Below are 21,265 nucleotides of genomic sequence, written 5' to 3'. Positions count from 1 at the left end.
ACTGGGCCGGTTGCAGGCCGTTGCGATGGAGAACTGCATGTTCGAGCGCGTTGCACAGGCAAGGTGGGTCACTGCACTTTCCGTCCGGACACGTCGACAGCGCAGATGGCGCGTGCCGTTGCTGTTGGCGGGCTGCGTCGTCGTGCTGTCGTGCAGTGCCGCCGAAGCGCCATTGACGCCAGCACAGACACGTTGGTTGCAGCGTGCCACCTACGGCGTGGATGCCGATAGCGCGGCGCAGCTGCAGCGGCTCGGCCCCAAGCGCTACGGCGTCTTGCTATTGCAAGCCAGCGACAATGCCGCATTGCCAGCGCCGATCCGTGCACAACTGCAGCAGTTCGATGCGCTGCACACGCCATTGGTGACCTTGCTGACGCAATACGAGGCCGACAAGATCCGTCTGCAAACGCTGCCCGATGGCGATGAGAAGGCTGCCTTGCGCAAGGCCTGGCAGGCGCGTGGCGGTCAGATGCTGACCCAGGCGCGTCAGGCGCAATTGCTGCGTGCGGTGTATGCGCCGGCGCAGCTGCGCGAGCAGTTGGTGTGGTTCTGGCTCAATCACTTCAGCGTGTACGCCGACAAGGGGCGCGTGAAATGGATGGCGGCCGACTACATGGAAAACGCGATTCGTCCGCACGCCACCGGCAAGTTCGCCGACCTGGTGATGGCGACGCTGGAAAGCCCGGCGATGCTGGAATATCTGGATAACGCCAAGAATGCCAAAGGCAAGGTCAACGAAAACTACGCGCGCGAATTGATGGAGTTGCACACGCTGGGCGTGCATGGCGGCTACAGCCAGCAGGATGTGCAGCAACTGGCGCTGATACTGACCGGCGCCGGTCTGGTGCCGATCAAGGCCGAAGGCGCGCCGCCAGTACCAACTGCTGCAACAACGGGGCAGGCGCAGGTGGTGCGCAAGGGCCTGTTCGAATTCAATCCTGCGCGCCATCAACCCGGCGACAAGACCTTGCTGGGCCAGCGCATCGCCGCTGGCGGTCTGGATGAGATCGAACGTGCAGTGCAGCTGTTGGTACGGCAACCGGCGTGCGCGCAGTTTGTGTCGCAGCGCCTGGCCGAGTATTTCGTCAGCGACAAGCCACCGGCCGCACTGGTCTCGCGCATGGCAAAGACCTTTCAACGCAGCGATGGCGATATCGCCAAGGTGATGCAGGCCATGCTGGACGCGCCGGAATTTGCGCAGGCGCAACCGCGCAAGTTCAAGGATCCGAATCGGTTTGTGGTGTCGGCCATGCGGCTGGCGTATGAGGATCAACCGGTGGTCAACGCCGCGCCGATGGTGAGCTGGGTGCAGCAACTCGGCGAGCCGGTGTTCGGGCGCATCACCCCCGATGGATGGTCGCTGCAATCGCAGGCGTGGACCAGCTCCGGGCAACTGGCGCGACGCTTCGAAGTGGCGCGTTCGCTGGGCGCAGGACCCAAGCAACTGTTTCGCTTCGATGGCGATAACGACACGCCAATTCCTGCGCTGACGCAGATCGATACGCGTCTATCGTATCGCTGGGTTGCGCCGTCGCTTTCCAGCGGCACGCGTGAGGCGTTGAGCCAGGCGCGTTCGCCGGCGGAGTGGAACGGGTTTTTGCTGTCATCGCCGGACTTCAACTATCGCTGATCTAGCGGCCGCTGATTCAACGACTGCTGATTCAACAATCGCCGAACGGTTATCGCCGCAGGAGTGCACCATGCAACGACGTCAATTTCTGCTTGCCTCTGCAGCGGCCGCGAGTCTGCCGTGGTCCGGTCGTCTGTTTGCCGCGCCACGCGACAGTGCGCGCATGCTGGTGGTGTTTCTGCGTGGTGGCTACGACAGCAATAATCTGCTGGTGCCGCACGCCAGCGATTTTTATTATCAGGTGCGGCCGACCCTGGCGATTGCGCGTCCGGATGCTGCCAATCCAAAGAGCGCCGTTGCGTTGGATGCGCAATGGGGTCTCAACCCGGTGATGCGCGATGCGCTGTTGCCGCTGTGGCAACGCAAGCAGCTGGCCTTCGTGCCGTTTGCCGGCACCGACGATCTGTCGCGCAGCCACTTCGAAACCCAGGACGATATCGAATCCGGCCAGGCCGGCAGGCAGCGCCGCGATTATCGGTCCGGTTTCATGGCGCGCTTGTCGGGCGTGCTCAGCGGGGTGCCGGCGATTGCGTTTACCGATTCGCTGCCGCTGACGTTTCAAGGCGGCGGCGATTTGCCCAATGTGTCGTTGCGTGGGATCGGCAAAGGCGGTCTGGATGCGCGGCAGGCGCAGATCCTGTCGCAGATGTACGACGCAACGCCGCTTGCGGCAGCCGCGCGCGAAGGTCTGGCGTTGCGTCAGCAGGTGACCGCGCAGCTGCGCGAAGAGATGGAGCAGGCCGGCCGCGGCGCTGCCAGTGCGCGCACCTTCGCCGACGAAACCCGGCGCATGGCGAGCCTGATGCGCCATCAGTACCGGCTGGGATTCGTCGATGTCGGCGGCTGGGATACGCATGCCAACCAGGGCAGTGTCGAAGGTGGGTTGGCCAATAATCTGCGTAATCTCGGCGAAGGGCTGGCGGCATACGCCGATGCCTTGGGGCCGGCATGGAAGGACACCGTGGTGGTGGTGCTCTCCGAGTTTGGCCGCACCTTTCGTGAGAACGGCAGCAAAGGCACCGATCATGGGCACGGCACCACGTATTGGGTGCTGGGTGGCGGCGTGCAGGGTGGTCGTATCGCTGGCGAACAGGTCTCGGTCGAACAAACGCAGCTGCTGCAGAATCGTGATTACCCGGTGCTTACCAATTACCGCAGTCTGTTCGGCGGTCTATTGAGTCGATTGTGGGGGCTGTCGCCAGCGCAGTTGGAGCGGGTGTTTCCCGGTGCCAGGCCGCGCGATCTTGGGCTGGTGTGAGTGCGTTGCAGCGTGCTGTTGAAATCAGCAGTGTCGAGCGGGCACCTGCACGACATTGCGCAGCGTTGTTTTCAATTCGGCCAAGCGTGTGCGGGCAACGCGCGCGAAGCGGTTGCATGACAACCATCGCAAGCAACGTGTTTATGCCACCACATTCTCAGCGCTGCGCTGAAGAAGCAAACGGCGAAGGCCCGTAAAAACGCGTCAACTGCGCGGCGACATCCGGCATGACGCGCGCGACCACTTGCGGTGCCGAGAAGTGATATTCGCTGACCACAGCGAAGAATTCTTCCGGTGCCTCGGCGGCATACGGATCGATCTCGGTGTCTTCGCCTGCATCCACGCGTTGGCAAAACGCATCGAAGGCCTGCTGGAAATCGCGTGCCCAGGCGCGCTGTGCATAGCGCGGCAGCGGTGGTGTGCCGTCGAGGGCGCCATCGAGTGCATCGAGCTTGTGCGCCATCTCGTGCACGATCACGTTGAAGCCGGCCTGCGGGTCGTCCAGGTCGGCTTGCACGTCGGCCCAGCTGACGATCAGCGGGCCTTGCTCCCAGGATTCGCCGATCAGGGTGTCGTCCCAGGCATGCATCACCCCTGCCGCATCCAGATGCGTGCGCTGCACGCGGAACGCGTCCGGGTAGACGATCAGTTGCGACCAGCCGCGCCAGCCCACTGCACCGATTTCCAGCAGCGGCAGGCAGCAGGTGGCCGCCAGCAGCACATGATCGTGCGCATGCAGTTGCAACCCATCGACCGGGGAAATGGTTTTTTGCTGCAGGAACTGCGCGGCCAGGGTGCGCAGACGGTGCTGGCGGGGCGGATCGAGCGCGGCGACCCAGGCGCAGCCGCTGCAGACCGGTAGCCACAACGCATCAGGAATATCGAGGGGCGGCCGGCGCAGCCAGCGCGACAACCACTGGATCAGCGGAACATGCCCGGCAGAAAACTGTGCCAGCGCGGCATCGTGCGCATGCGTGGGAACAGAGCCTCGCCATCGCTACCGCCGCCGCCGGTGGCCGGCGTGGGCTTGTGCGCGGGAGCGCGTGCCGGTGCAGCGGCCTCGCCATTGGGCGTCCTGCCGCGCGCAGCCGAATTGGTGCTGACGCAGCTCTCATGGTCGCCATCGACCAGTTGGTCCGATGCCAGCGCGGCAAGCGGAGCCAATAACAGGAGCAGGCAAACCGTGATTCGGCGCATCGTCCACATCCAGGGCAAGCGGCGTCAGTTGGCGATCATAACGCGCTTTTCACTCCCTCACGCAAGCCGTGCTGGGCGCCCGGGTGGGCTTGGCGCATACTTTCGCGGATCGATTTGGGGACCTTGCCGTGGATGACCGCGCGTTGCTGGCCAAACTTGCGAGCGGCCGGCTATCCGGCGATGCGCTGGCGCGCGATGCCGGGTTGACCCGTGCGGCAGTGTGGAAGCGCATTCAAAATTTGCGCGCAGCCGGGGTCGACATCGAGGGGCGGGCCGGTGATGGCTACCGCCTGGCCGCGCCGCTGGATCTGCTGGAGGCTGCGCAGATTCGTGCGGCCATGTCGAGCGATGCGCTGGCGGGCCTGGCTGCACTCGATGTCGCCTGGACGCTGGAATCCACCAACACCAGCTTGCTGGCGCGTGCGGCGCCGGAGCAGGGCGTGGCGGTGCTGCTGGCCGAGCGTCAGACCGGTGGGCGCGGCCGTCGGGGCCGGCAATGGACCTCGCCGCTGGGTGCGCATATCTATCTATCGGCCTCGCGCCGTTTCAGCGGTGGGTTGGGCCAGCTGGCCGGGCTGAGTCTGGCGGTGGGTGTGGCGGTGGCCGAAGCCTTGCGCGGTTGCGGGTTTGCCGATGTCGGGCTGAAGTGGCCCAACGATCTGCTGGCGCGCGAGCGCAAGCTGGGCGGCCTGTTGATCGAAGGTGGCGGCGAAATGGCCGGCAATGCGCGTGCGGTGATCGGGCTGGGCTTGAATGTGCACATGCCGGCTGCGGCGGCTGCTGCGATCGACCAGCCGTGGGTAGATCTGGATACGCTTGCGGGCCGTGCGGTGTCGCGCGATACCGTGGTGGTGGCGGTGTTGTCCGGGCTGCTGCCGGCGCTGGATCTGTTCGAGGCGCAGGGGCTGGCTCCGTTCCTGAGTCGCTATGCGGCATTGGACGTGTTGTGTGGCCGCGCGGTACAGGTCGAAGAGGTTGGCACCCGGCATCACGGCGTTGCGCTCGGTCTGGCTGCCGACGGCGCGTTGCGGGTGCAATTGGGCGAGACGGTGCGCCTGTTCCACTCCGGAGAAGTGAGCGTGAGACCTGCATGAGCGAGTGGTTGTTCGATCTGGGAAATTCGCGGTTCAAGTACGCCCTGCTACAGGGAGATCGCGCCGGCGATGTGCAGGCGTGGCCGCATGGCGCCGAGGCGATGGATGCGGCCGCACTGTCGGCGCTGCCGACCGGGCGCATCGCGCATGTGGCCAGCGTTGCTGCGCCGGCATTGACGCAGCGGATGCTCGCCTGCCTGCACGAGCGCTTCGATCAGGTGCGGATCGTGCGCACAGCGGCCGAATGCGCCGGCATCCGGATTGCATATGCGGACCCGAGCCGCTTCGGCGTGGATCGCTTTCTGGCGCTGCTCGGCGCGCGTGGCGAGGCGCCGGTGCTGGTGGCCGGCGTGGGCACTGCGCTGACCATCGATCTGCTTGGGGCCGATGGGCAGCATCATGGCGGGCGCATCGCCGCCTCGCCGACCACCATGCGCGAAGCGCTGCATGCCCGCGCGGTGCAATTGCCGGCCAGCGGAGGCAATTATGTGGAGCTGGCCAACGACACCGACGATGCGCTGGCGTCTGGTTGCGATGGTGCGGCGGTGGCGCTGATCGAGCGCAGCCTGCAGCACGCGCAACGCAGTTTGGGCGTACCGGTGCGCTTGCTGGTGCATGGCGGTGGCGCGCCACCGTTGCTGCCGTTGTTGCCCGATGCCACGTTCCGCGCTGCGCTGGTGCTGGATGGGCTGGCGATTTGGGCGAGGTCTGCGTCGGCGCCCTGAGGGCGGTGATTGAAAGACGCGCAGCCGCCAGATGGGCGGCCGGTGCTCGGCATCGGGATGTCGCGCTCGTACACTGGGGTCACTGGCTGACTGCCGCTCGCGCCGAGTCGTCGAGCGCTCGCCAGCGGTTATCGGCCACTCTTAGAATCCATTGCATGTATGTACGCGCGCTCATCGTTGTCTTGATCGTCCTCAATGCCGGCGTTGCGTTGTGGTGGGCCCTGCAGCCGGCACCGGCCGCGTTGGCCGCTCCGGCGCAGCCGGCGGGTGTGGCACGGTTGGAGGTGTTGCCGAACATCGCAACAGGCGCGGCGGCTGCGATATCGGGAGAGGCAGCAACAGCAGCTCCAGACGCTGTGCCGGCAGCAACATCGGTTGCACCGGCACCGGCAGCAGTACCAGCTCAGACATCACCAGCTCAGACATCAACGGAACAAGCGGCGGCGGCCGCTTCGACAGCTGCGGCTACCACCGCAGTGGCTGAAACATCGCCAACACCTTCCGAAATTCCGGCCACAACCAAGGTCGCTCCAAAACCGGCCGAGGTTGCTGTGGCGGCTGCACCAAAGACATCGCCAACGGTGCCGACTCCCGCACCCGTTCCCCCAGAGCGCTGCGCCAGCCTGGGCCCCTATCCGGCACGCGCCGACGCCGATGCCGCGCTGGCACGCATTCGTAGTCAAGCCACGCGCAGCAGCGTGCGCGAGGACAAGGACGCCGGGGTCAGTACGTTCCGGGTGATGCTGCCCAGCGTGGGCGATCGCGCCGCGGCGCAGGCGTTGGTCAAGCGCATCGCTGCGGCTGGCATCGGCGACTACTACGTGATTGCGCAAGGCGAGGACAACACCGTCGCGCTGGGCCAGTACCAGAGCCGCGAGCGCGCCGAGCGGCGTCAGGCGAGCCTGGTGAGTGCGGGGTTTCCCGCGCAGCTGATGCCCAGCGGCACCGGGCAATCGCGCTGGTGGATCGATGTGCGTAGTGCGACGGCACCCACTGCGTTGCAGGGCGCCGCGGGTGCAACGCGTCAACGATCGCTAGATTGCTCCGCGCTGCGCTAGAATGCGCACCGGCGCGCAATGCGCTTGGCCTTTGCCGGCATAGCTCAGTTGGTAGAGCAACCGCCTTGTAAGCGGTAGGTCCCCAGTTCGAATCCGGGTGCCGGCACCATCTTCGATCCACAAGTTCGTGCACACACCTGTTCTGGCCGTGCTGTCGTTTGGTGGCGTTTTCTGTGCCTGGCATTTCCACTGCAGCCGATTGCCACGCACGGTGGTTGTACGGGCCAACTCGACATCCTCTATCGGAATATTGATTCCTTTATGAGGCGAAGCGCTTGGTGAAGGAGCGGTTTCGTCGGGAATTGTGGCTGGCCGTACCCTCACCCTAACCCCTCTCCCGCGGGGAGAGGGGCTTTAGAGAAGTTGCGCGTTGCGCGCAAATCGTATTGCGCAGTTTGTTGTTGCCTGCGCGTAAGCACGCGCAGCAGATCAGGCTGGGCGACCGGCCGATAGCAGTTCCAGGGCGGCCTTGTCTGTGTCGGCGTGTTCGGCGTCGCCGCTCAGCCGTTCGGCCAGTGCTGCCACGACGATGGTGTGGGCCTGGCGTAGCACGCTGTCTGCATCGGCACTGGCGTCGACGACGTGTTTTCCCGGCAATTGCAGCTGCGCGAAGATGGCGCGGCAGCGTTCCAGGTTGTCCTGGGTTTCGAAGTGGTTGGGGGCGTCGCCGCGGGCGCGGATGCGCGCCAGGCCGGTGGGCGGTGGCAGGTCGAGCAGCAGCAGCACGTCCGGGCGCGGTGCGAAGGCGTTGCGTTCCAGCAGCGCGTCCAGCGGCAGGCCGGCGGCGCCCTGGTAGGCAACCATCGACGGAAAGTAGCGGTCCAGGATCACGATGTCGCCGCGTGCCAATGCGGGCGCGATGAGGGTGTCCACATGCTCCTGGCGGTCGCGGATCAGCAGCTCGGCTTCTTCGTCCGCGCTCAGGCGGCCGGTGGCGGCGGACTGACGCAACTGGGTGCCCCAGGCGCCGTTGGTCGGCTCCTTGCTCAGTACGACGCGGGCGCCGGCCGCTTCCAGTGTGGTGGCCAGGCTGCGGGCGAGGGTGGTCTTGCCGGCGCCGTCGATGCCTTCGATCGCGATCAACAAGCCGCCGGGCTTCAGTTCGATTGTCATCGCGCTACTTTATCCGATCGTGGCGATAGGTCAGTACTGCGGCAGCGTCTTTGCGGCGCGCTGCAGTTATCGATTCTGGCACGTCAGGTTGCCGCCGCGGGCAGTGACGCTGCCGTGCGCCGAAGCGCGTGTCGAGATCGCTTGATGTCTGCCTGTTCGACGAGTTGCCGTGCAACAGCAGCAGCAAGACAGTCGCTAGCTACTGACTACGCGGTGTGCGGTCACCACAGATGGGTGCGCCGCTTGGCAGCCAGGCACCCAACTACGCGCGTAAGCCGCATGGTGCCGCGACGGCTTGGCTGCCCATCGCCACCGCTATTGCCGACGCGATATCACGGGTATGTCCTGCGCGATGTCGGGAACGTCCCGATGTCCTGGCTTTTGATCGCGCGCCATACTGAACAAGTCAGGCAAAGCGCTCGAATGTATGACGTTCGCGTCGCGTGTCTGGCATCAAGGAAGATGGACGCGTCGCCGCCACCCTAGAGGCGGCATCCCCCGCGTGACGCCCTTTCAGGCACCGTCGTGACCGGATTCCTTGTTTTGTCCTGCGTGTCGATCACGCAGGTACGCGCGCCAGGCGCTGCCGATCAGCTGTGAGCCGAGGTGTAGCGATAGGACAGCAGCGATTTCACCAGGAAGGTGATCTGGGTGGCCGAGCGCGCATCCACGCGCATGACCGGGATGCGGAAGCCTTCGGCCACCAGTGCATCGCGGAAGGGCGGCAGCAGAAAATCCTCCATTTCGTCGGTCATGGTGATGCCCACCGCCAGGCTGGCCTCGGGTGCGATCTGCGAAAACTCGCGCAGCAAGTCCAGCGTGCTCTCACGCATCTGTGGATCGCGCGCGCTGGTCAGTACGATCACGCCCAAGGCGCCGTCGCAGACCAATGGCCACATGAAATCCAGGTATTTCTGGCCCGGCACGCCGTACACGTGCAGCAACTCGCCGTCTTCCAGCTCGATCGAGCTGTAGTCCAGTGCGACCGTGGTGTAGGTCTTGTCGCCGTAGGCATCCTGGCTGAGCGGCATCTCGGTGCTGACCGGCTCCACGTCGGAAATGGCGCGCACTGCCGTGGTCTTGCCGGCGCCCATGCCGCCAACGAACACCAGTTTGTTGGCCGGAAGACTCATGACTGCGCCTGAAAGAGAGAGAGGCCAAACCGACGTGCGACCCAGGAGAAGAACCGGGAGTTGCTGCTGTCCGGACGAGTCTGCATTGCAGGCACGGGAATCTCCGCAGTCTGGGCAAGGCCACTGGCAAGTGCAGCGGCGAACAGGCATTCCACCGTTTGCAGCGGCAGCTTGCAAGCGTTGGCCAGCGCCTGCGCGCGCCACGGACGCGCGTGCAGGTGGGCGATGGCGAGCAACTGTGCGGGCGAGCTGGTTTCGGCACTCAGCTCCGGCCATTGGCGCAGTTGCAGCGCATGGCTGGGTTCCACCGCCGGCAGCGCGGGGCGCAGATGCTCGGGCAGGGCGAAATACAGCGCTTCGAATGAGATGCGTTGCGTCAGTGCGGCATCGGTTGTGTCCGGTGCGACCTGCCAACCGGGGCGATCCAGTGCGGCGACCAATTCGGATAACGGCAGGCCGGGTGCAAGTTGCACGCAGGCATTGGCCGGATCTACACGGACGTGCAGCTGCGCGTGGCGTAGCTGCACTGCAGCGTTGCCGAATTCACCGCGGCAATGGCGGATCAGCAGCGCCGGTTCGGCGATCTGCACGTTATGCGGCGAGGACAGCAGCAGACGCAGGTGTTCGTTGAGTTCGCGCACGGTGGCGCCGTGCTTGATCCATGCGCCGGCGACCGGTGTGCGCGATACCACCAGCACGCGCATCGGCTGGCCTTGCAACGCCTGCCACGCGGCTAAGCCGTCGGCGCTTTCCAGACCCAGCACCACCACGTCGGCCGCGTGTTGCGGCCACTCGCCCAATTGCACGTCGACGCGCTCGGCCAGCAGCAGCGAGCACGCCAGTTTCAGGCGCGTGGTGTGCAGCAGGTCCAGGCCGGCCGTAGCGACCCGCAGGGCGTGAATGGGTATGGTCATGACATGGCGCCGCATCGGCGCGTTGGAGTGCGACGCCTGCCGGTGCAGACCGGCAGGCCGGGCAGGCGACGCGTGCGCCGCCAGGTTGGCATCAACCGAAGTCGAGGGTCTTTTCGAACGCCTTGAGCTCGTGACGGGCCATCGCCAGATTGGCCTTGGCGCGGTCCAGCACGACGTACAAGAACAGCGTGCCGTTGCTCTCCAGCGGACGCAGCAGGTGGTACTGGCGGGCCAGGGTGATCAGGATGTCTTCGATGGTGTCGTTCAGACCGAGCTGCTCGGCGATGCGACGCTTGGCGCGCACCACTTCGGTATTGCCGGCGGCGGCCAGTTCCAGGTTGAGATCGGTGCCGCCGGTCATGCCCAGTGCCATGCCGCTGTCGCTATCGACCAGCGCGGCACCGACGAAGCCGGCGATTGAATGCAGGTGTTCCAGATTGAGTTGTGCCACGGGACGTCCTTACAAGCGGTGAGTAATGAGTGCGCAAAAGGCAAGCACGAACAATGCCAAGCCTCAGGTCGCTGGTTGCGCCATGGCCTTGGCCAGACGGCCGGCGCAGTCGCGTGCGTTGAACAACAGGGCGGCGGCATTGAGCTGCGGGCCGCCAATTGCGGTGAGCGTCAGCGGCTTGTCGGCGCGAATGCGGATCAGCACCAGCTGGCCGCCACGGGTGCTGACGGTGGCGTAATCGGCCTCGCTCAGACTGGATTCGCGCGCCAGGGTCTCGCCCAGGGTCAGAAACGAATTGGCCATCGCCGCCAGACGGCGACCGTCGACATCCAGACTGGATTGCTCGGTAATGGCGCGCCCGTCGGCGGTGGACAGCATCAACAAACGGATGCCTGGCTCGCGCTCGATGGTCTGCGCGAACTCGCGGCCGATGCGCTGCAGATCGTACTGATGCGACGCCCGCGCGACCTCGCCCACGGCAGCCTTGACGACCTGGTTGACGGCGTTGTGCGGCATGAACTTCTCCCCTGTACAAAACGCGCTGCGCGATGAAAAAACCTGTCGATGGCACTGAGGTCCCGCGCTGGCGGGCGAACAGTGGCATCGGCATCTCCAGCCATGGTCTAACTGTGCGGTCAGGCAGGCGCATTCCGCAAAGCACAGATGCGCCACAAACTGCCCAACCACGTCACGTGAAGCAGCAATCAACCTCTCGACGCAGCTGACAAGCGAACGCGGCTGGTGGTCGGTAATGCTCCGGCCGAGATGGATCACGCTGATACCGCAGCCTTTGCGCATGCCATCCGCACCCGTCCGACGCTTGCCCGCTACGGGGTATCGGCCGCTGTTCGGATTGCTGCAGTGGCAGATGCGATTGCGTGATTGGTGACGCAGGCCGCGCGCCGTGCTGCGCTGCCGCGCGTCAGTGCGCGGGCCGACGACTAGACTTCAGCGCTTTCTCGATGCTGGAGCAATGCATGGCGACGCAGTACCTGCCGGTTTCCCTGATTGGCGTTCCCACCGATATAGGCGCCGGCCACCGTGGCGCGCGGATGGGGCCGGAGGCGCTGCGCATCGCCGGCTTGCAGGAGGCCTTGATCGGCCGCGGGGTGGAGGTGCGCGACCTGGGCAATCTGGATGGCCCGCGCAATCCCTGGCTGGCCCCGCAGGCAGGCTACCGGCATCTGGACGAAGTGGTGGCCTGGAACCAGGCGCTGATGGACGCCAGCTATGCCGAACTATGCGCCGGGCGCATGCCGATCATGCTCGGCGGCGACCATTGCCTGGGCATCGGTTCGATCACGGCGGTGGCCAAGTACTGCCGCGAACAGGGGCGCCCGCTACGGGTGCTGTGGCTGGATGCGCATTCGGACTTCAATACCAGCGAGGTGACGCCATCGGGCAACGTGCACGGCATGCCGGTGGCCTGCCTGTGTGGGCTGGGCCCGCAGGCGCTGACTCATCTGGGCGGCAGCGCGCCGGCGCTGCTGCCCGAGCAGGTGCGGCAGATCGGCATCCGCTCGGTGGACCCGGAGGAGAAGCGCCTAATCAAACAGCACCGCATCGATGTCTACGACATGCGCTACATCGACGAGGCCGGCATGAAGCGCACCATGGAGACCGCCTTGCAGGGCATGAGCGCGGACACCCATCTGCACGTGAGCTTCGATGTGGACTTCCTCGACCCCAGCATCGCGCCGGGCGTGGGCACCACCGTGCCCGGTGGTCCCAACTACCGCGAGGCGCAGCTGGTGATGGAGATGATTGCCGACACCGGGCGTATGGGGTCGCTGGACATCGTCGAACTCAATCCGGTGCTGGACAACCGCAACGCGACCGCCGAGCTGGCGGTGGATCTGGTGGAGAGCCTGTTCGGCAAGTCCACGCTGATGCGAGATTGATCGATTGCTGAACGCGGCACGCCACGTTCACATCAAATCCACGGCCACGCAGTCAGATTTGGCGCCAAGCGCGGTGCGTTGGCACCGAATGCAGAACTGAGGAAGACCGATGAAGCGACTGCTGACACTGATGGTGCTAGGCCTGTTTTCGGCTGGCGTGATGACTGGCTGCAACACCATGGCCGGCGCCGGCAAGGACATGCAGGGCGCAGGTGAGAAGGTCGAAAAGAAGGCCGATAATTGCAGCGACGGTAAGTGCTGATTCCAGGTTTTGTTTGATCTTGTTGTTCGAATTGATTGATCTGCGGCACGTCGCCGTTTACCCACGAAGGAGTTTGTTATGAAGCGTGCAATTATGCTGCTGGTGCTGTCGGTGTTTTCGGTCGGTATGTTGGCGGGTTGCAACACCGTCGCAGGTGCCGGCAAGGACGTGCAGGGCGCTGGCGAGAAAGTGGAAGACGCTGCGCGCAAGTGATCTAGCGCTGCATGCTTAAAAAACGGGCCGTAAGGCCCGTTTTTTTTCGCCTATGTTTTCGGGAACTGCTGCGTTCGACGCGCCAGTTCTGCGTGTATCGACATGCGCCGCGTGCACCGCACGCGTAAGCGAACGTTCAGTGCGGTGAGTCCGGGTTTGACAGCTTTTGATCTGCAGCGAACGCGTCCATCGGCAACCTGACGCCACGGTCAATCGCGGCCGCATCAAGCGGAGTCAACGCATGAACACTGACATCATTTCCGGCAAGTGGACCCAGCTCAAAGGCAAGGCGCAGGCCAAGTGGAGCGACTTGACCGACGACGATTTCAAGATCGCCGAAGGCAACGCCGAGTATCTGCAAGGCAAGCTTCAGGAGCGTTACGGCTGGGATCGCGATCGCGCCCAGACCGAAGTGCGCGCCTTCGAAAAGTCGCTGCGCGACGATACCTGAGCCATCCGCAAGGCCGCTCATGCGATGAAGTGAGCGACACCTGCACACGACGGGCCGCCTGATGCGGCCCGTTTTGCGTCTGCCGGCAGGAACAACGCATGCAAAACCGGCGCGTCCATGCCCGGCGCACGGAACCGCTAAACTTGTGCGCTGACTTCCTGGCCTTCATGCAGATGACCACTCGCGTCCTTACCGGCATCACCACCTCCGGCACCCCGCACCTGGGCAATTATGTCGGTGCGATCCGCCCGGCGATCCAGGCCAGCGCCGGCGCCGATGCGGAGAGCTTCTATTTCCTGGCCGACCTGCACAGCTTGATCAAGGCGCAGGACCCGGCGCGCACGCAGCGCTCCACCCTGGAAATCGCCGCCAGCTGGCTGGCCTGCGGGCTGGACCCGGAAACGGTGTGGTTCTATCGCCAATCCGATGTGCCGGAGACCACCGAGTTGCTATGGCTGCTGACCTGCGTGGCCGGCAAGGGCATCCTCAACCGCGCGCATGCCTACAAGGCGGCGGTGGACAAGAACCGCGCCGAGGGCGAGGACGAGGACGCGGGCGTAACCGCCGGCTTGTTCATGTACCCGGTGCTGATGGCGGCGGACATCCTGATCTTCAACGCGCATAAGGTGCCGGTGGGGCGCGACCAGATCCAGCATATCGAGATGGCGCGCGATTTCGCTCAGCGCTTCAACCATGTGTATGGCCGCGACTTCTTCACCCTGCCCGAGGCGGTGATCGACGAGCAGGTGTCCACGTTGCCAGGCCTGGACGGCCGCAAGATGAGCAAGAGTTACGGCAATACGATTCCGCTGTTCGCCCCGCGCGAGGAACTGCGCAAGCTGGTGTTCTCCATCCTCACCGATTCGCGCGCGCCGGGCGAAGCCAAGGACACGCAGGGTTCGGCGTTGTTCCAGCTGTATCAGGCCTTCGCCACGCCGCAGGAAACGGCTGCATTTGCGCAGGCCTTTGCCGATGGCATCGGCTGGGGCGATGCCAAGCAACAGCTGTTCGAGCGGATCGACCAGGAAATTACGCCGCTGCGCACGCGCTATGAGGCGCTGATGGCCGAGCCGGCGAAGATCGAGGCCATTCTGCGCGCCGGTGGCGCACGTCTGCGCGCGCGCTATGCCACGCCGTTTCTGGCCGAGTTGCGCGCTGCGGTGGGTCTGCGCGATCTGTCCAGTCAGGCCGCGACGACGTCCGTGGACGCAGACGAAAAAGTCGCACCGCCGGTGTTCAAGCAATATCGCGAGAGCGACGGGCAGTTCTACTTCAAGTTGAACGATGGCGCCGGTGCGTTGCTGCTGCAGAGCGATGGCTTCGCCTCGCCACGCGATGCGGGTCAGTTGATTGCACGCTTGAAACAGGCCGAGCAGGCCAGTGATCTGCAATTGCCGGGCGTGCATGCGCAGGTGAATACAGACGTGATCCTTGCCGCAATGCGTGTGTTGCGCGAGGGGTGATCGGCGCGCAGCAATGCATCGCGGCTGACGGCTGACGGTACGAGGTGATCGCCTGGCCGTGCGATGTCGAATTCCGATAAGAGCAGCCTGACGGCAGCGCTGTCCAGGCGACTGATGCATCGCTGCCTGGAACTGCGAACACAGCCAGCGCAAAGCCCTTGCGCCTACACTGCGGTTTTCTGGGCAAGCATGGTGTGGGAATGACAGCGATAGCCGATTCCAGCATCCAGACCATCGATACCGGCTTTGGCGGTGTGCAGTTCGATGCGGCGTACCTGATCGTTGAGGGCCAGCGTGGCGCCTTCGTCGATTGCGGTACCTCGCTGTCGGTGCCGCACATGCTGGCTGCGTTGCACTCCGCCAGGCTGACGCCTGCGCAGGTGGAGTGGTTGATCCTGACCCATGTGCATCTGGATCACGCTGGCGGCGCGGGTGCCTTGCTGCAGCACCTGCCCAATGCGCGCGTGCTGGTGCATCCGCGCGGCGCGCCGCACATGATCGATCCCACCCGGCTGATTGCCGGTGCCACCGCCGTGTATGGCGAGGCGGAAATGGCGCGCAGTTATGGCGCCATCGTGCCGGTGCCCGCCGAGCGGGTGGTGGAAGCAGCCGATGGGCAGACCGTGATGCTGGGCGAGCGCGCGCTGCGCACGATCGAGACGCCCGGGCACGCGCGGCATCATCTGTGCGTGTGGGATGCACGCAGCCGCAGTTGGTTCACTGGCGACACCTTCGGCTTGTCGTATCGCCAGCTCGATAGCGCACAAGGCGCTTTCATCCTGCCGACCTCTTCGCCGGTGCAGTTCGAGCCGGAAGCGATGCTGCACTCGATCGCGCGGCTGATGGAGACGACGCCGGCCGCGATGTATCTGACCCATTACGGGCGTGTCACATCGCCGGAGCCGTTGGCGCAAGCGTTGATCGAGCAGATCCATGCGATGACCGCCATTGCACTGAGCTGCGCACAGCGTGCGGACCGCCATCGCTGCATGGTGGCGGCGTTGAGTGAGCTGTATCTGGAGCGCGCCCGCCTGCACGGTTGTCGCCTGGACGATGCGAGCGTGGCGCAGTTGCTGGCCACCGATATCGAACTCAACGCGCAGGGCCTGGCGTGCTGGCTGGATCGCGCAACGCGGACGAGTTAGCGCGCTTGGAGCGGCTGACAAAATCGCTTGAACGCTGTATCGCTGGCTGCAACGTGTTGGCCGCACTCGCCTTGGCTGACAAGTGGAGTGATGTCGGGAATGGCAGTGACGTTGCTCGCATCGAAAAGAGCCGATCAGACCGCAGCGCAACGCGCACTGCTCGCAACCATGCACCAAAACTTGGTTGGTCGAGGGCGCGGTGCCCTCACCGCTCGCGGGACACGCCGCAAGTACGTCCATGTAGGCTCGGTGGCGGCATCCATGCCGCCACACGGTCCCGCAATCGGTGAGGACACCGCACCATAAAGTTGGTCGGTGGTGGGGTGAAAGCCTGCCTGTGATCGCGTTGCGTATTGCGTTGCGAAGCTGATCGCTGCGGCGTTATCCGAAAACGCACGTCATGCGTTGCTTGCAACCATGCGCACCGACCACCTCGACGGGTCCTTGCCCGCCCACCGTCGCGGGACCTTATGCGGCATGGATGCCGCAGAAGAGCTTACATGGACGTACTTGCAGCGTGTCCCGCGATGGTGGGCGGGCAAGGACCCTGCAGCCAAGCCGCAGCTCAGCCGCTCTGCCCACGACGCATCCACACCGTAGGAAAAAATGTTGCGCGTGATCTGTTTCATCGGCGTCTGGCGCAATGAGACATTCTCGATAACGCTGCCTGCGCGCTGGCTTCAATGAAAAAACGCTTCCCGGGCTTTAGCAAGGCATGCAGTCCATGCGATCGAATGCATTCTCGTGTCCTAGCGCTCCGGTGTCGGCCGCACGCTTGTAAACTGTGTGTCATCTATCTGTTGCAAGGCCACGCCGTGAATCCGATGCGCATCCTGTTGTTGTCCGCCTGCCTGTTTGTGGGAGGCGTGGCGCAGGCCGCCAACGATCTGCCCGGCGGCGGCATCGATGCCGAGGCGTTGTCGCGGCATGTGCGCCTACTGGCATCGGATGAATTCGAAGGGCGCGCGCCGGCCAGCGCCGGTGAGCAGCGCACCGTGGATTACCTGGTCGAGCAGTTCAAGACGGCAGGGTTGCAGCCGGGCGGCGAGCAGGGCGGTTGGACCCAGGCAGTACCGTTGGTACGCGCGCAGGTGGATGGCCCGGTGCGCGCCAGCCTGCGCGTCGGCGGCAAGACCCAGACCCTGGTCAATGGCACCGATGTGACTTTGCAGAGTCTGCGCCCGCTGGATGCGGTGAGCTTGAAGAACGCACCGCTGGTGTTCGTCGGCTACGGCATCAGTGCGCCGGAGCGGCAGTGGGACGACTACAAGGGCGTGGATCTGCGCGGCAAGATCGCGGTGGTGCTGATCAACGATGCCGACTTCGAAGCGCCGCAGCCTGGCGCATTCGATGGCAAGGCGGTGACCTACTACGGCCGCTGGACCTACAAGTACGAAGAGGCCGCACGCCGCGGCGCTGCCGGCGTGTTGATCGTGCACGAGACCGCGCCGGCCGCGTACGGCTGGGCGACGGTGCAGAGCTCGGGCCTGTCGCCGTTGTTCGATATCGAACGCAGCGATGCCGATGCGAAGGCGCAGCATGTGCCGGTGCGCGGATGGATGCAGCAGGCGTTGGCGGTGTCGCTGTTCCAGCGCGCCGGGCTGGATTTTGCGCAGGCCAAGCAGCGTGCGCAGCAGCGCGATTTCGCGCCGATCGTGTTGGGCGATGCCAAGCTGTCAGTGGACTTCAAGCTCAAGCGCGAGCGCGTGGTCACGCATAACGTGGTGGCCAAGCTCACCGGCAGCCAGCATCCGGACGAGACGGTGATCTTCTCCGCGCACTGGGATGCCTTCGGTGTGGGCAAGGCCGATGCCGGCGGCGATACCGTGCGTCGTGGCGCAGTGGACAACGCCACCGGCGTGGCCAGCGTGCTGGAACTGGCGCGCGTCTTTGCGGCCGGCCCCAAGCCGCAGCGCACACTGTATTTCATCGCATTGACGGCAGAAGAGAAGGGTCTGCTTGGTGCCAATTACTACGCCGCGCATCCGCTGGCGCCGTTGGACAAGACCGTGGCGGTGCTGAACATGGAGATGTTCAGCCCGGACGGCCTCACCCGCGATATCGCCTCGTGGGGACGTGGACGCGTCTCGCTGGAAGGCGAATTGGAGCAGGCCGCCAAGGCGCGCGGGCGCAGCTATTCGCCGGATCCGAATCTGGAAGCGGGTTTCTTCTACCGCGCCGATCATTTCGCGTTCGCACGCATGGGTGTGCCGGCGATTACTGCAGGCCCCGGTCTGGACATGCTCGAAGGCGGTGTCGCGGCCGGCAAGGCGCTGCGCGATAAATACTTTGCCGAGTGCTATCACCAGCCCTGCGATCGCTGGACCCCGCAGTGGGATGCCAGCGGCCATGCGGCCGACACCACGCTGGTCTACGACGTGGGCGTGGCGCTGGCCAATGGCCGGCAGTGGCCGAGCTGGCAGGACGGCTCGGAGTTCAAGGCGATCCGTGACAAGAGCGATGCGGCGCGCAAGTAAGCGCGCAGTGATGAGGGCATCGTGCCCTCGACCAACCGGGCGACATTCGACTGCCCGGCGCTGTGGTCAACGCTCAGGTATTAATGGTTGCCGATGGACCTGCGCTAAGAGCGGCTAACAAGCCGTAGGGAGCAGTCGTCAGGTGGGTGCCGACGGCGCGCTCAGAACCGGAGTGTACGAGTGGTACATGCCGCACCGAGCACCGGCCGCGCCCGCCTGGCGGTGAGCGCAGTCGTTTATTAGCCGCGCTAAGGTTTGCCAGGATTGCGCTGCGCGTTGCCAGCCGCAGCCTTGGCGCGCGCGCCGCCGCAGGGATAGCGTTTGGCCAGCGCCTGGACGATCAAGTCAGGCGCTGCTTGGTCCTGGCGCGCGTCGGGCAGCGCGCCGATATCGGCGATGATCGCCTGCAGATCCGGTGTGCCTGCCTTGCCTGCCGGCATGCACCACTGCGTGCGGTAGCTGGCGCTGGCGACGCCGAGCAGGTAGGCGCCGGCGCGGCTGGCCGAAACCAGGACCTTGAATTCGAGCTGCGCTGGCGCGTCGATTTCCGGCGCCAGCGATCCGTCCAGCCCGGCCTCGATCAGCTTGCGCCCGCTGAGTTCCCAGGGCTCGGGTGCGCGTGCCGATGCCGTGGTGGAAAGCGTGGTCAGGGCGGCCAGGGCCAGCCAGGGAAGGCGAAGCTGCATGTGCACTCTCGGATGCGGATTGGCTCGCACCATACCGCGATAGGCGGCCGCTGGCTGCGTGCGGCGTCGGCTTGGGCATGTGCTCTAGAATTGAAGCTTCCGCTGCACTTGGCCCTGTTCCGATGTCTTCCTCTCACGACGCTGCCGCGCCTGCGCGCAGCGGGCTGGTCGCTCTCGCGTTGTTGCTGGTCTACGTGGTCTGGGGCTCGACCTATCTGGCGATCCGATTTGCGCTGGAAGGTGGCGCGTTGCCGCTGACCATGGTGTCGGGCACGCGCTTTATCGTGGCCGGCACGGTGCTGTATGCGGTACTGCGCTGGCGCGGTCTGGCCGCGCCGACGCGTGCGCAATGGAAGAACGTGGCCTTGATGGGCGCGGCCTTGTTGCTGCTGGGCAACGGCATGGTGGTCTTGGCCGAGCGCAGCGTGTCGTCCGGCCTGGCCGCCACGTCGGTGGCATCGGTGCCGTTGTGGATGGCGTTGTTCGGCGCGTTGCGTGGGCAGCATGCCAGCCGTGGCGAATGGCTGGGCATCGTGATCGGCTTCCTCGGTGTGGTCTGGCTCAACGCCGGTAGCAGCCTGACCGCGACGCCTGGCGGATTGGTGTTGTTGCTGATCGCACCGATCGGCTGGGCGTTCGGTTCGGTGTGGTCGCGCGGGCGCGATCTGCCCTCGCCGTTCATGACTGCCGCCGGGCAGATGCTGTGTGGCGGCGTGCTGTTGGTGAGCACCGGCCTGCTGATCGGCGAGCGCCCGCAGACCTTGCCGACGCCGCACGGACTGATCGCAGTTGCGTACCTGTGCGTGTTCGGTTCGATCGTGGCGTTCACCGCCTACGTGTGGCTGCTGCATCACGTGCGCCCGGCGTTGGCCGGCAGCTACGCCTACGTCAATCCGGTGATTGCGGTGGGGTTGGGCGCCTGGCTCGGGCATGAGCGTTTCAGCGCGCACGATATCGGTGCGATGGCGGTGATTCTGGCGGGCGTATTGGTGGTGACCTTGGCCAAGGCGCGGCGATGAGTGCGGTCTCGCCGATCGAGGCGCGTCGCGGGCTGTTGATCACCGCATCGACCTTCGTGATCTGGGGCCTGGTGCCGCTGTACTGGCATCTGCTCAAGGCGGTGCCCGTCGCTGCAGATCATTGCGCACCGCATCGTCTGGAGCACGGTGCTGGTAGTGGCGTGGTTGCTGGCGACATCGGGCCTGCGTTGGTGGCGCGCCATCGCCGCGCAGCCACGCGCGTTGTGGATGCTGGCCGGCAGCAGCGTGGCGATTGCATTCAACTGGGGCCTGTACATCTGGGCGATCAACGCCGGGCATGTGATCGAGGCCAGCCTGGGCTACTTCATCAATCCGTTGCTGAGCGTGTTGCTGGGCGTGCTGGTGCTCAAGGAACGCCTGCAGCGCATCCAGTGGGTGGCGGTGGTGTGCGCCACACTCGGCGTGCTGTGGTTGACCATCGATGCCGGTGCGCCGCCGTGGATCGCCTTAGGGCTGGCGTTTTCGTTCGGTGCCTACGGCTTGCTGCGCAAGCTGGTGGCAGTGGATCCGGTGGCCGGGTTGGGCGTGGAAAGCGTGTATCTGTTCGTGCCGGCGCTGCTGCTGGCCGGCTGGGGCGAGCAGGGCCATGGCGGCGCTTTCCTGAGCGGCTGGGAGTTGCGCACCGACCTGCTGCTGATCTTCGGCGGCGTGGTAACGGCGGTGCCGCTGATCGGATTTGCGTATGGCGTGCGACGGATTCCGCTGTCGCTGGTGGGCATCCTGCAATACATCGGGCCGAGCCTGCAGTTGCTGCTGGGCGTGTGGTTCTTCCACGAGCCGTTCGATCAGGCGCGCGCGATCGGGTTTGCGGCGATCTGGGTCGGGCTGCTGTTGTTCGTTGGCGACAGCGTGTGGCGTTCGCGGCGGCCGGTTGTGGTGGTTCCCTAAGCATCGGTTGTGCGCGCTCCGGCAGCCTGCCGTTGTACGGCTCCCGTCTGGATGCAGGGGACTGCCAGACCACTGCGCTCAGCGCCGTGCGGGCGCAGTCGCTGCTCGACATCGGCATGTCATTTGTAAACGCCGGTCAGGAGCGTGCGGTCCGCTCCCACTGAGG

At 65.1% G+C, this 21,265-nt stretch carries 21 protein-coding genes, 1 tRNA gene, 1 other RNA gene and 1 pseudogene; 15 read left to right on the top strand and 9 right to left on the bottom strand.

Annotation, left to right across the window (positions count from 1 at the left end; genetic code table 11):
* Positions 1 to 37 precede the first annotated feature (37 nt).
* Entirely contained in the window at positions 38 to 1,630 is a 1,593-nt protein-coding gene (locus tag NDY25_RS08885; protein ID WP_168959815.1) for a DUF1800 domain-containing protein, read from the top strand.
* Between the two features lie 70 nt (positions 1,631 to 1,700).
* Positions 1,701 to 2,888: a DUF1501 domain-containing protein gene (locus NDY25_RS08880; RefSeq protein ID WP_168959814.1), complete on the top strand. Its 1,188-nt coding sequence runs from the start codon at positions 1,701 to 1,703 to the stop codon at positions 2,886 to 2,888.
* Between the two features lie 157 nt (positions 2,889 to 3,045).
* Here the strand turns inward: NDY25_RS08880 and NDY25_RS08875 are convergent, their stop codons facing one another.
* A complete protein-coding gene (locus NDY25_RS08875) occupies positions 3,046 to 3,801 on the bottom strand; it encodes a M90 family metallopeptidase (protein ID WP_168959813.1) in 756 nt (251 codons plus the stop codon).
* Between the two features lie 8 nt (positions 3,802 to 3,809).
* Positions 3,810 to 4,094, bottom strand: coding sequence for a hypothetical protein (locus NDY25_RS08870; RefSeq protein WP_251754915.1), 285 nt, complete (start codon positions 4,092 to 4,094; stop codon positions 3,810 to 3,812).
* A gap of 74 nt (positions 4,095 to 4,168) precedes the next feature.
* On the opposite strand from NDY25_RS08870, the gene birA reads away from it, so the two are divergent.
* The 4 genes from birA to NDY25_RS08850 all read left to right on the top strand — a co-directional run bounded on the left by birA (position 4,169) and on the right by NDY25_RS08850 (position 7,071).
* On the top strand, positions 4,169 to 5,179 hold the full coding sequence (gene birA, locus NDY25_RS08865; protein WP_315974246.1) for a bifunctional biotin--[acetyl-CoA-carboxylase] ligase/biotin operon repressor BirA: 1,011 nt from the start codon (positions 4,169 to 4,171) through the stop codon (positions 5,177 to 5,179).
* On the top strand, positions 5,176 to 5,904 hold the full coding sequence (locus NDY25_RS08860) for a type III pantothenate kinase (RefSeq protein ID WP_168959810.1): 729 nt from the start codon (positions 5,176 to 5,178) through the stop codon (positions 5,902 to 5,904). The genes birA and NDY25_RS08860 overlap by 4 nt, the downstream gene beginning before the upstream one ends.
* Positions 5,905 to 6,059: 155 nt before the next feature.
* Positions 6,060 to 6,962, top strand: a complete 903-nt coding sequence (locus NDY25_RS08855; RefSeq protein WP_256627885.1) for an SPOR domain-containing protein — start codon at positions 6,060 to 6,062, stop codon at positions 6,960 to 6,962.
* Positions 6,963 to 6,995: 33 nt separating this feature from the next.
* Positions 6,996 to 7,071, top strand: a tRNA-Thr gene (locus tag NDY25_RS08850).
* 320 nt (positions 7,072 to 7,391) lie between these two features.
* Here the strand turns inward: NDY25_RS08850 and tmk are convergent.
* The 5 genes from tmk to NDY25_RS08825 all read right to left on the bottom strand — a co-directional run bounded on the left by tmk (position 7,392) and on the right by NDY25_RS08825 (position 11,089).
* Entirely contained in the window at positions 7,392 to 8,075 is a 684-nt protein-coding gene (tmk, locus tag NDY25_RS08845) for a dTMP kinase (RefSeq protein ID WP_168959808.1), read from the bottom strand.
* A 590-nt stretch (positions 8,076 to 8,665) separates the two neighbouring features.
* Positions 8,666 to 9,208 carry a GTP-binding protein gene (locus NDY25_RS08840; RefSeq protein ID WP_006452083.1) on the bottom strand — a complete coding sequence of 181 codons (543 nt, stop codon included), beginning with the start codon at positions 9,206 to 9,208 and terminating at the stop codon, positions 8,666 to 8,668.
* Positions 9,205 to 10,122: a hypothetical protein gene (locus NDY25_RS08835; RefSeq protein WP_168959807.1), complete on the bottom strand. Its 918-nt coding sequence runs from the start codon at positions 10,120 to 10,122 to the stop codon at positions 9,205 to 9,207. The genes NDY25_RS08840 and NDY25_RS08835 overlap by 4 nt, the downstream gene beginning before the upstream one ends.
* A gap of 91 nt (positions 10,123 to 10,213) precedes the next feature.
* On the bottom strand, positions 10,214 to 10,573 hold the full coding sequence (locus NDY25_RS08830; protein ID WP_006452081.1) for a roadblock/LC7 domain-containing protein: 360 nt from the start codon (positions 10,571 to 10,573) through the stop codon (positions 10,214 to 10,216).
* A gap of 63 nt (positions 10,574 to 10,636) precedes the next feature.
* On the bottom strand, positions 10,637 to 11,089 hold the full coding sequence (locus NDY25_RS08825) for a roadblock/LC7 domain-containing protein (RefSeq protein WP_006452080.1): 453 nt from the start codon (positions 11,087 to 11,089) through the stop codon (positions 10,637 to 10,639).
* A gap of 461 nt (positions 11,090 to 11,550) precedes the next feature.
* On the opposite strand from NDY25_RS08825, the gene rocF reads away from it, so the two are divergent.
* From rocF to NDY25_RS08790, 7 genes are all read left to right on the top strand, one after another.
* Positions 11,551 to 12,474: an arginase gene (gene rocF, locus NDY25_RS08820; RefSeq protein ID WP_046931980.1), complete on the top strand. Its 924-nt coding sequence runs from the start codon at positions 11,551 to 11,553 to the stop codon at positions 12,472 to 12,474.
* Positions 12,475 to 12,583: 109 nt separating this feature from the next.
* Positions 12,584 to 12,736 (top strand): entericidin A/B family lipoprotein, encoded by a 153-nt coding sequence (locus NDY25_RS08815; protein WP_006451340.1) that lies wholly within the window; start codon positions 12,584 to 12,586, stop codon positions 12,734 to 12,736.
* A gap of 78 nt (positions 12,737 to 12,814) precedes the next feature.
* On the top strand, positions 12,815 to 12,949 hold the full coding sequence (locus tag NDY25_RS08810; RefSeq protein WP_006451341.1) for an entericidin A/B family lipoprotein: 135 nt from the start codon (positions 12,815 to 12,817) through the stop codon (positions 12,947 to 12,949).
* A 241-nt stretch (positions 12,950 to 13,190) separates the two neighbouring features.
* Positions 13,191 to 13,400, top strand: coding sequence for a CsbD family protein (locus tag NDY25_RS08805; protein ID WP_251754913.1), 210 nt, complete (start codon positions 13,191 to 13,193; stop codon positions 13,398 to 13,400).
* A 173-nt stretch (positions 13,401 to 13,573) separates the two neighbouring features.
* Positions 13,574 to 14,863: a tryptophan--tRNA ligase gene (locus NDY25_RS08800; RefSeq protein WP_168959806.1), complete on the top strand. Its 1,290-nt coding sequence runs from the start codon at positions 13,574 to 13,576 to the stop codon at positions 14,861 to 14,863.
* A gap of 200 nt (positions 14,864 to 15,063) precedes the next feature.
* A complete protein-coding gene (locus NDY25_RS08795; RefSeq protein ID WP_168959805.1) occupies positions 15,064 to 16,008 on the top strand; it encodes an MBL fold metallo-hydrolase in 945 nt (314 codons plus the stop codon).
* An 824-nt stretch (positions 16,009 to 16,832) separates the two neighbouring features.
* Complete coding sequence (locus NDY25_RS08790; RefSeq protein WP_425510782.1) at positions 16,833 to 18,485, top strand: M28 family metallopeptidase; 1,653 nt, start codon at positions 16,833 to 16,835, stop codon at positions 18,483 to 18,485.
* Positions 18,486 to 18,597: 112 nt separating this feature from the next.
* Here NDY25_RS08790 and NDY25_RS08785 read toward each other — a convergent pair.
* Positions 18,598 to 18,674: non-coding RNA, sX9 sRNA (locus NDY25_RS08785), on the bottom strand.
* A 59-nt stretch (positions 18,675 to 18,733) separates the two neighbouring features.
* The gene (locus tag NDY25_RS08780) at positions 18,734 to 19,204 is read right to left on the bottom strand and encodes a Rap1a/Tai family immunity protein (RefSeq protein WP_104551770.1); all 471 of its coding nucleotides are present in this window, start codon (positions 19,202 to 19,204) and stop codon (positions 18,734 to 18,736) included.
* 44 nt (positions 19,205 to 19,248) lie between these two features.
* Between NDY25_RS08780 and yedA the strand changes: the two genes are divergently transcribed.
* Entirely contained in the window at positions 19,249 to 20,190 is a 942-nt protein-coding gene (yedA, locus tag NDY25_RS08775; protein WP_180336609.1) for a drug/metabolite exporter YedA, read from the top strand.
* Positions 20,187 to 21,099 (top strand): annotated as a pseudogene (rarD, locus tag NDY25_RS08770) (EamA family transporter RarD). Before yedA ends, rarD begins: the two are co-directional and overlap by 4 nt.
* Positions 21,100 to 21,265 lie beyond the last annotated feature (166 nt).

It is taken from the genome of Xanthomonas hortorum pv. pelargonii (assembly GCF_024499015.1).
GTDB classification, from domain to species: Bacteria; Pseudomonadota; Gammaproteobacteria; order Xanthomonadales; family Xanthomonadaceae; genus Xanthomonas; species Xanthomonas hortorum_B.
Note: the sequence above shows the minus strand (reverse complement) of the source record. Positions and strands in the feature narration are given on the sequence as shown.

Bases quoted from the DNA above. Each gene is read 5' to 3' on its own strand.
- NDY25_RS08810 (WP_006451341.1), top strand. From the start codon at position 12,815: ATGAAGCGTGCAATTATGCTGCTGGTGCTGTCGGTGTTTTCGGTCGGT.
- NDY25_RS08815 (WP_006451340.1), top strand. From the start codon at position 12,584: ATGAAGCGACTGCTGACACTGATGGTGCTAGGCCTGTTTTCGGCTGGC.
- NDY25_RS08790 (WP_425510782.1), top strand. From the start codon at position 16,833: ATGCGCATCCTGTTGTTGTCCGCCTGCCTGTTTGTGGGAGGCGTGGCG.
- NDY25_RS08800 (WP_168959806.1), top strand. From the start codon at position 13,574: ATGACCACTCGCGTCCTTACCGGCATCACCACCTCCGGCACCCCGCAC.
- NDY25_RS08780 (WP_104551770.1), bottom strand. From the start codon at position 19,204: ATGGTGCGAGCCAATCCGCATCCGAGAGTGCACATGCAGCTTCGCCTT.
- NDY25_RS08835 (WP_168959807.1), bottom strand. From the start codon at position 10,122: ATGACCATACCCATTCACGCCCTGCGGGTCGCTACGGCCGGCCTGGAC.
- NDY25_RS08795 (WP_168959805.1), top strand. From the start codon at position 15,064: ATGACAGCGATAGCCGATTCCAGCATCCAGACCATCGATACCGGCTTT.
- NDY25_RS08840 (WP_006452083.1), bottom strand. From the start codon at position 9,208: ATGAGTCTTCCGGCCAACAAACTGGTGTTCGTTGGCGGCATGGGCGCC.
- NDY25_RS08855 (WP_256627885.1), top strand. From the start codon at position 6,060: ATGTATGTACGCGCGCTCATCGTTGTCTTGATCGTCCTCAATGCCGGC.
- NDY25_RS08885 (WP_168959815.1), top strand. From the start codon at position 38: ATGTTCGAGCGCGTTGCACAGGCAAGGTGGGTCACTGCACTTTCCGTC.
- rocF (WP_046931980.1), top strand. From the start codon at position 11,551: ATGGCGACGCAGTACCTGCCGGTTTCCCTGATTGGCGTTCCCACCGAT.
- NDY25_RS08870 (WP_251754915.1), bottom strand. From the start codon at position 4,094: ATGTGGACGATGCGCCGAATCACGGTTTGCCTGCTCCTGTTATTGGCT.
- NDY25_RS08880 (WP_168959814.1), top strand. From the start codon at position 1,701: ATGCAACGACGTCAATTTCTGCTTGCCTCTGCAGCGGCCGCGAGTCTG.
- yedA (WP_180336609.1), top strand. From the start codon at position 19,249: ATGTGCTCTAGAATTGAAGCTTCCGCTGCACTTGGCCCTGTTCCGATG.
- NDY25_RS08805 (WP_251754913.1), top strand. From the start codon at position 13,191: ATGAACACTGACATCATTTCCGGCAAGTGGACCCAGCTCAAAGGCAAG.
- tmk (WP_168959808.1), bottom strand. From the start codon at position 8,075: ATGACAATCGAACTGAAGCCCGGCGGCTTGTTGATCGCGATCGAAGGC.
- NDY25_RS08825 (WP_006452080.1), bottom strand. From the start codon at position 11,089: ATGCCGCACAACGCCGTCAACCAGGTCGTCAAGGCTGCCGTGGGCGAG.
- NDY25_RS08860 (WP_168959810.1), top strand. From the start codon at position 5,176: ATGAGCGAGTGGTTGTTCGATCTGGGAAATTCGCGGTTCAAGTACGCC.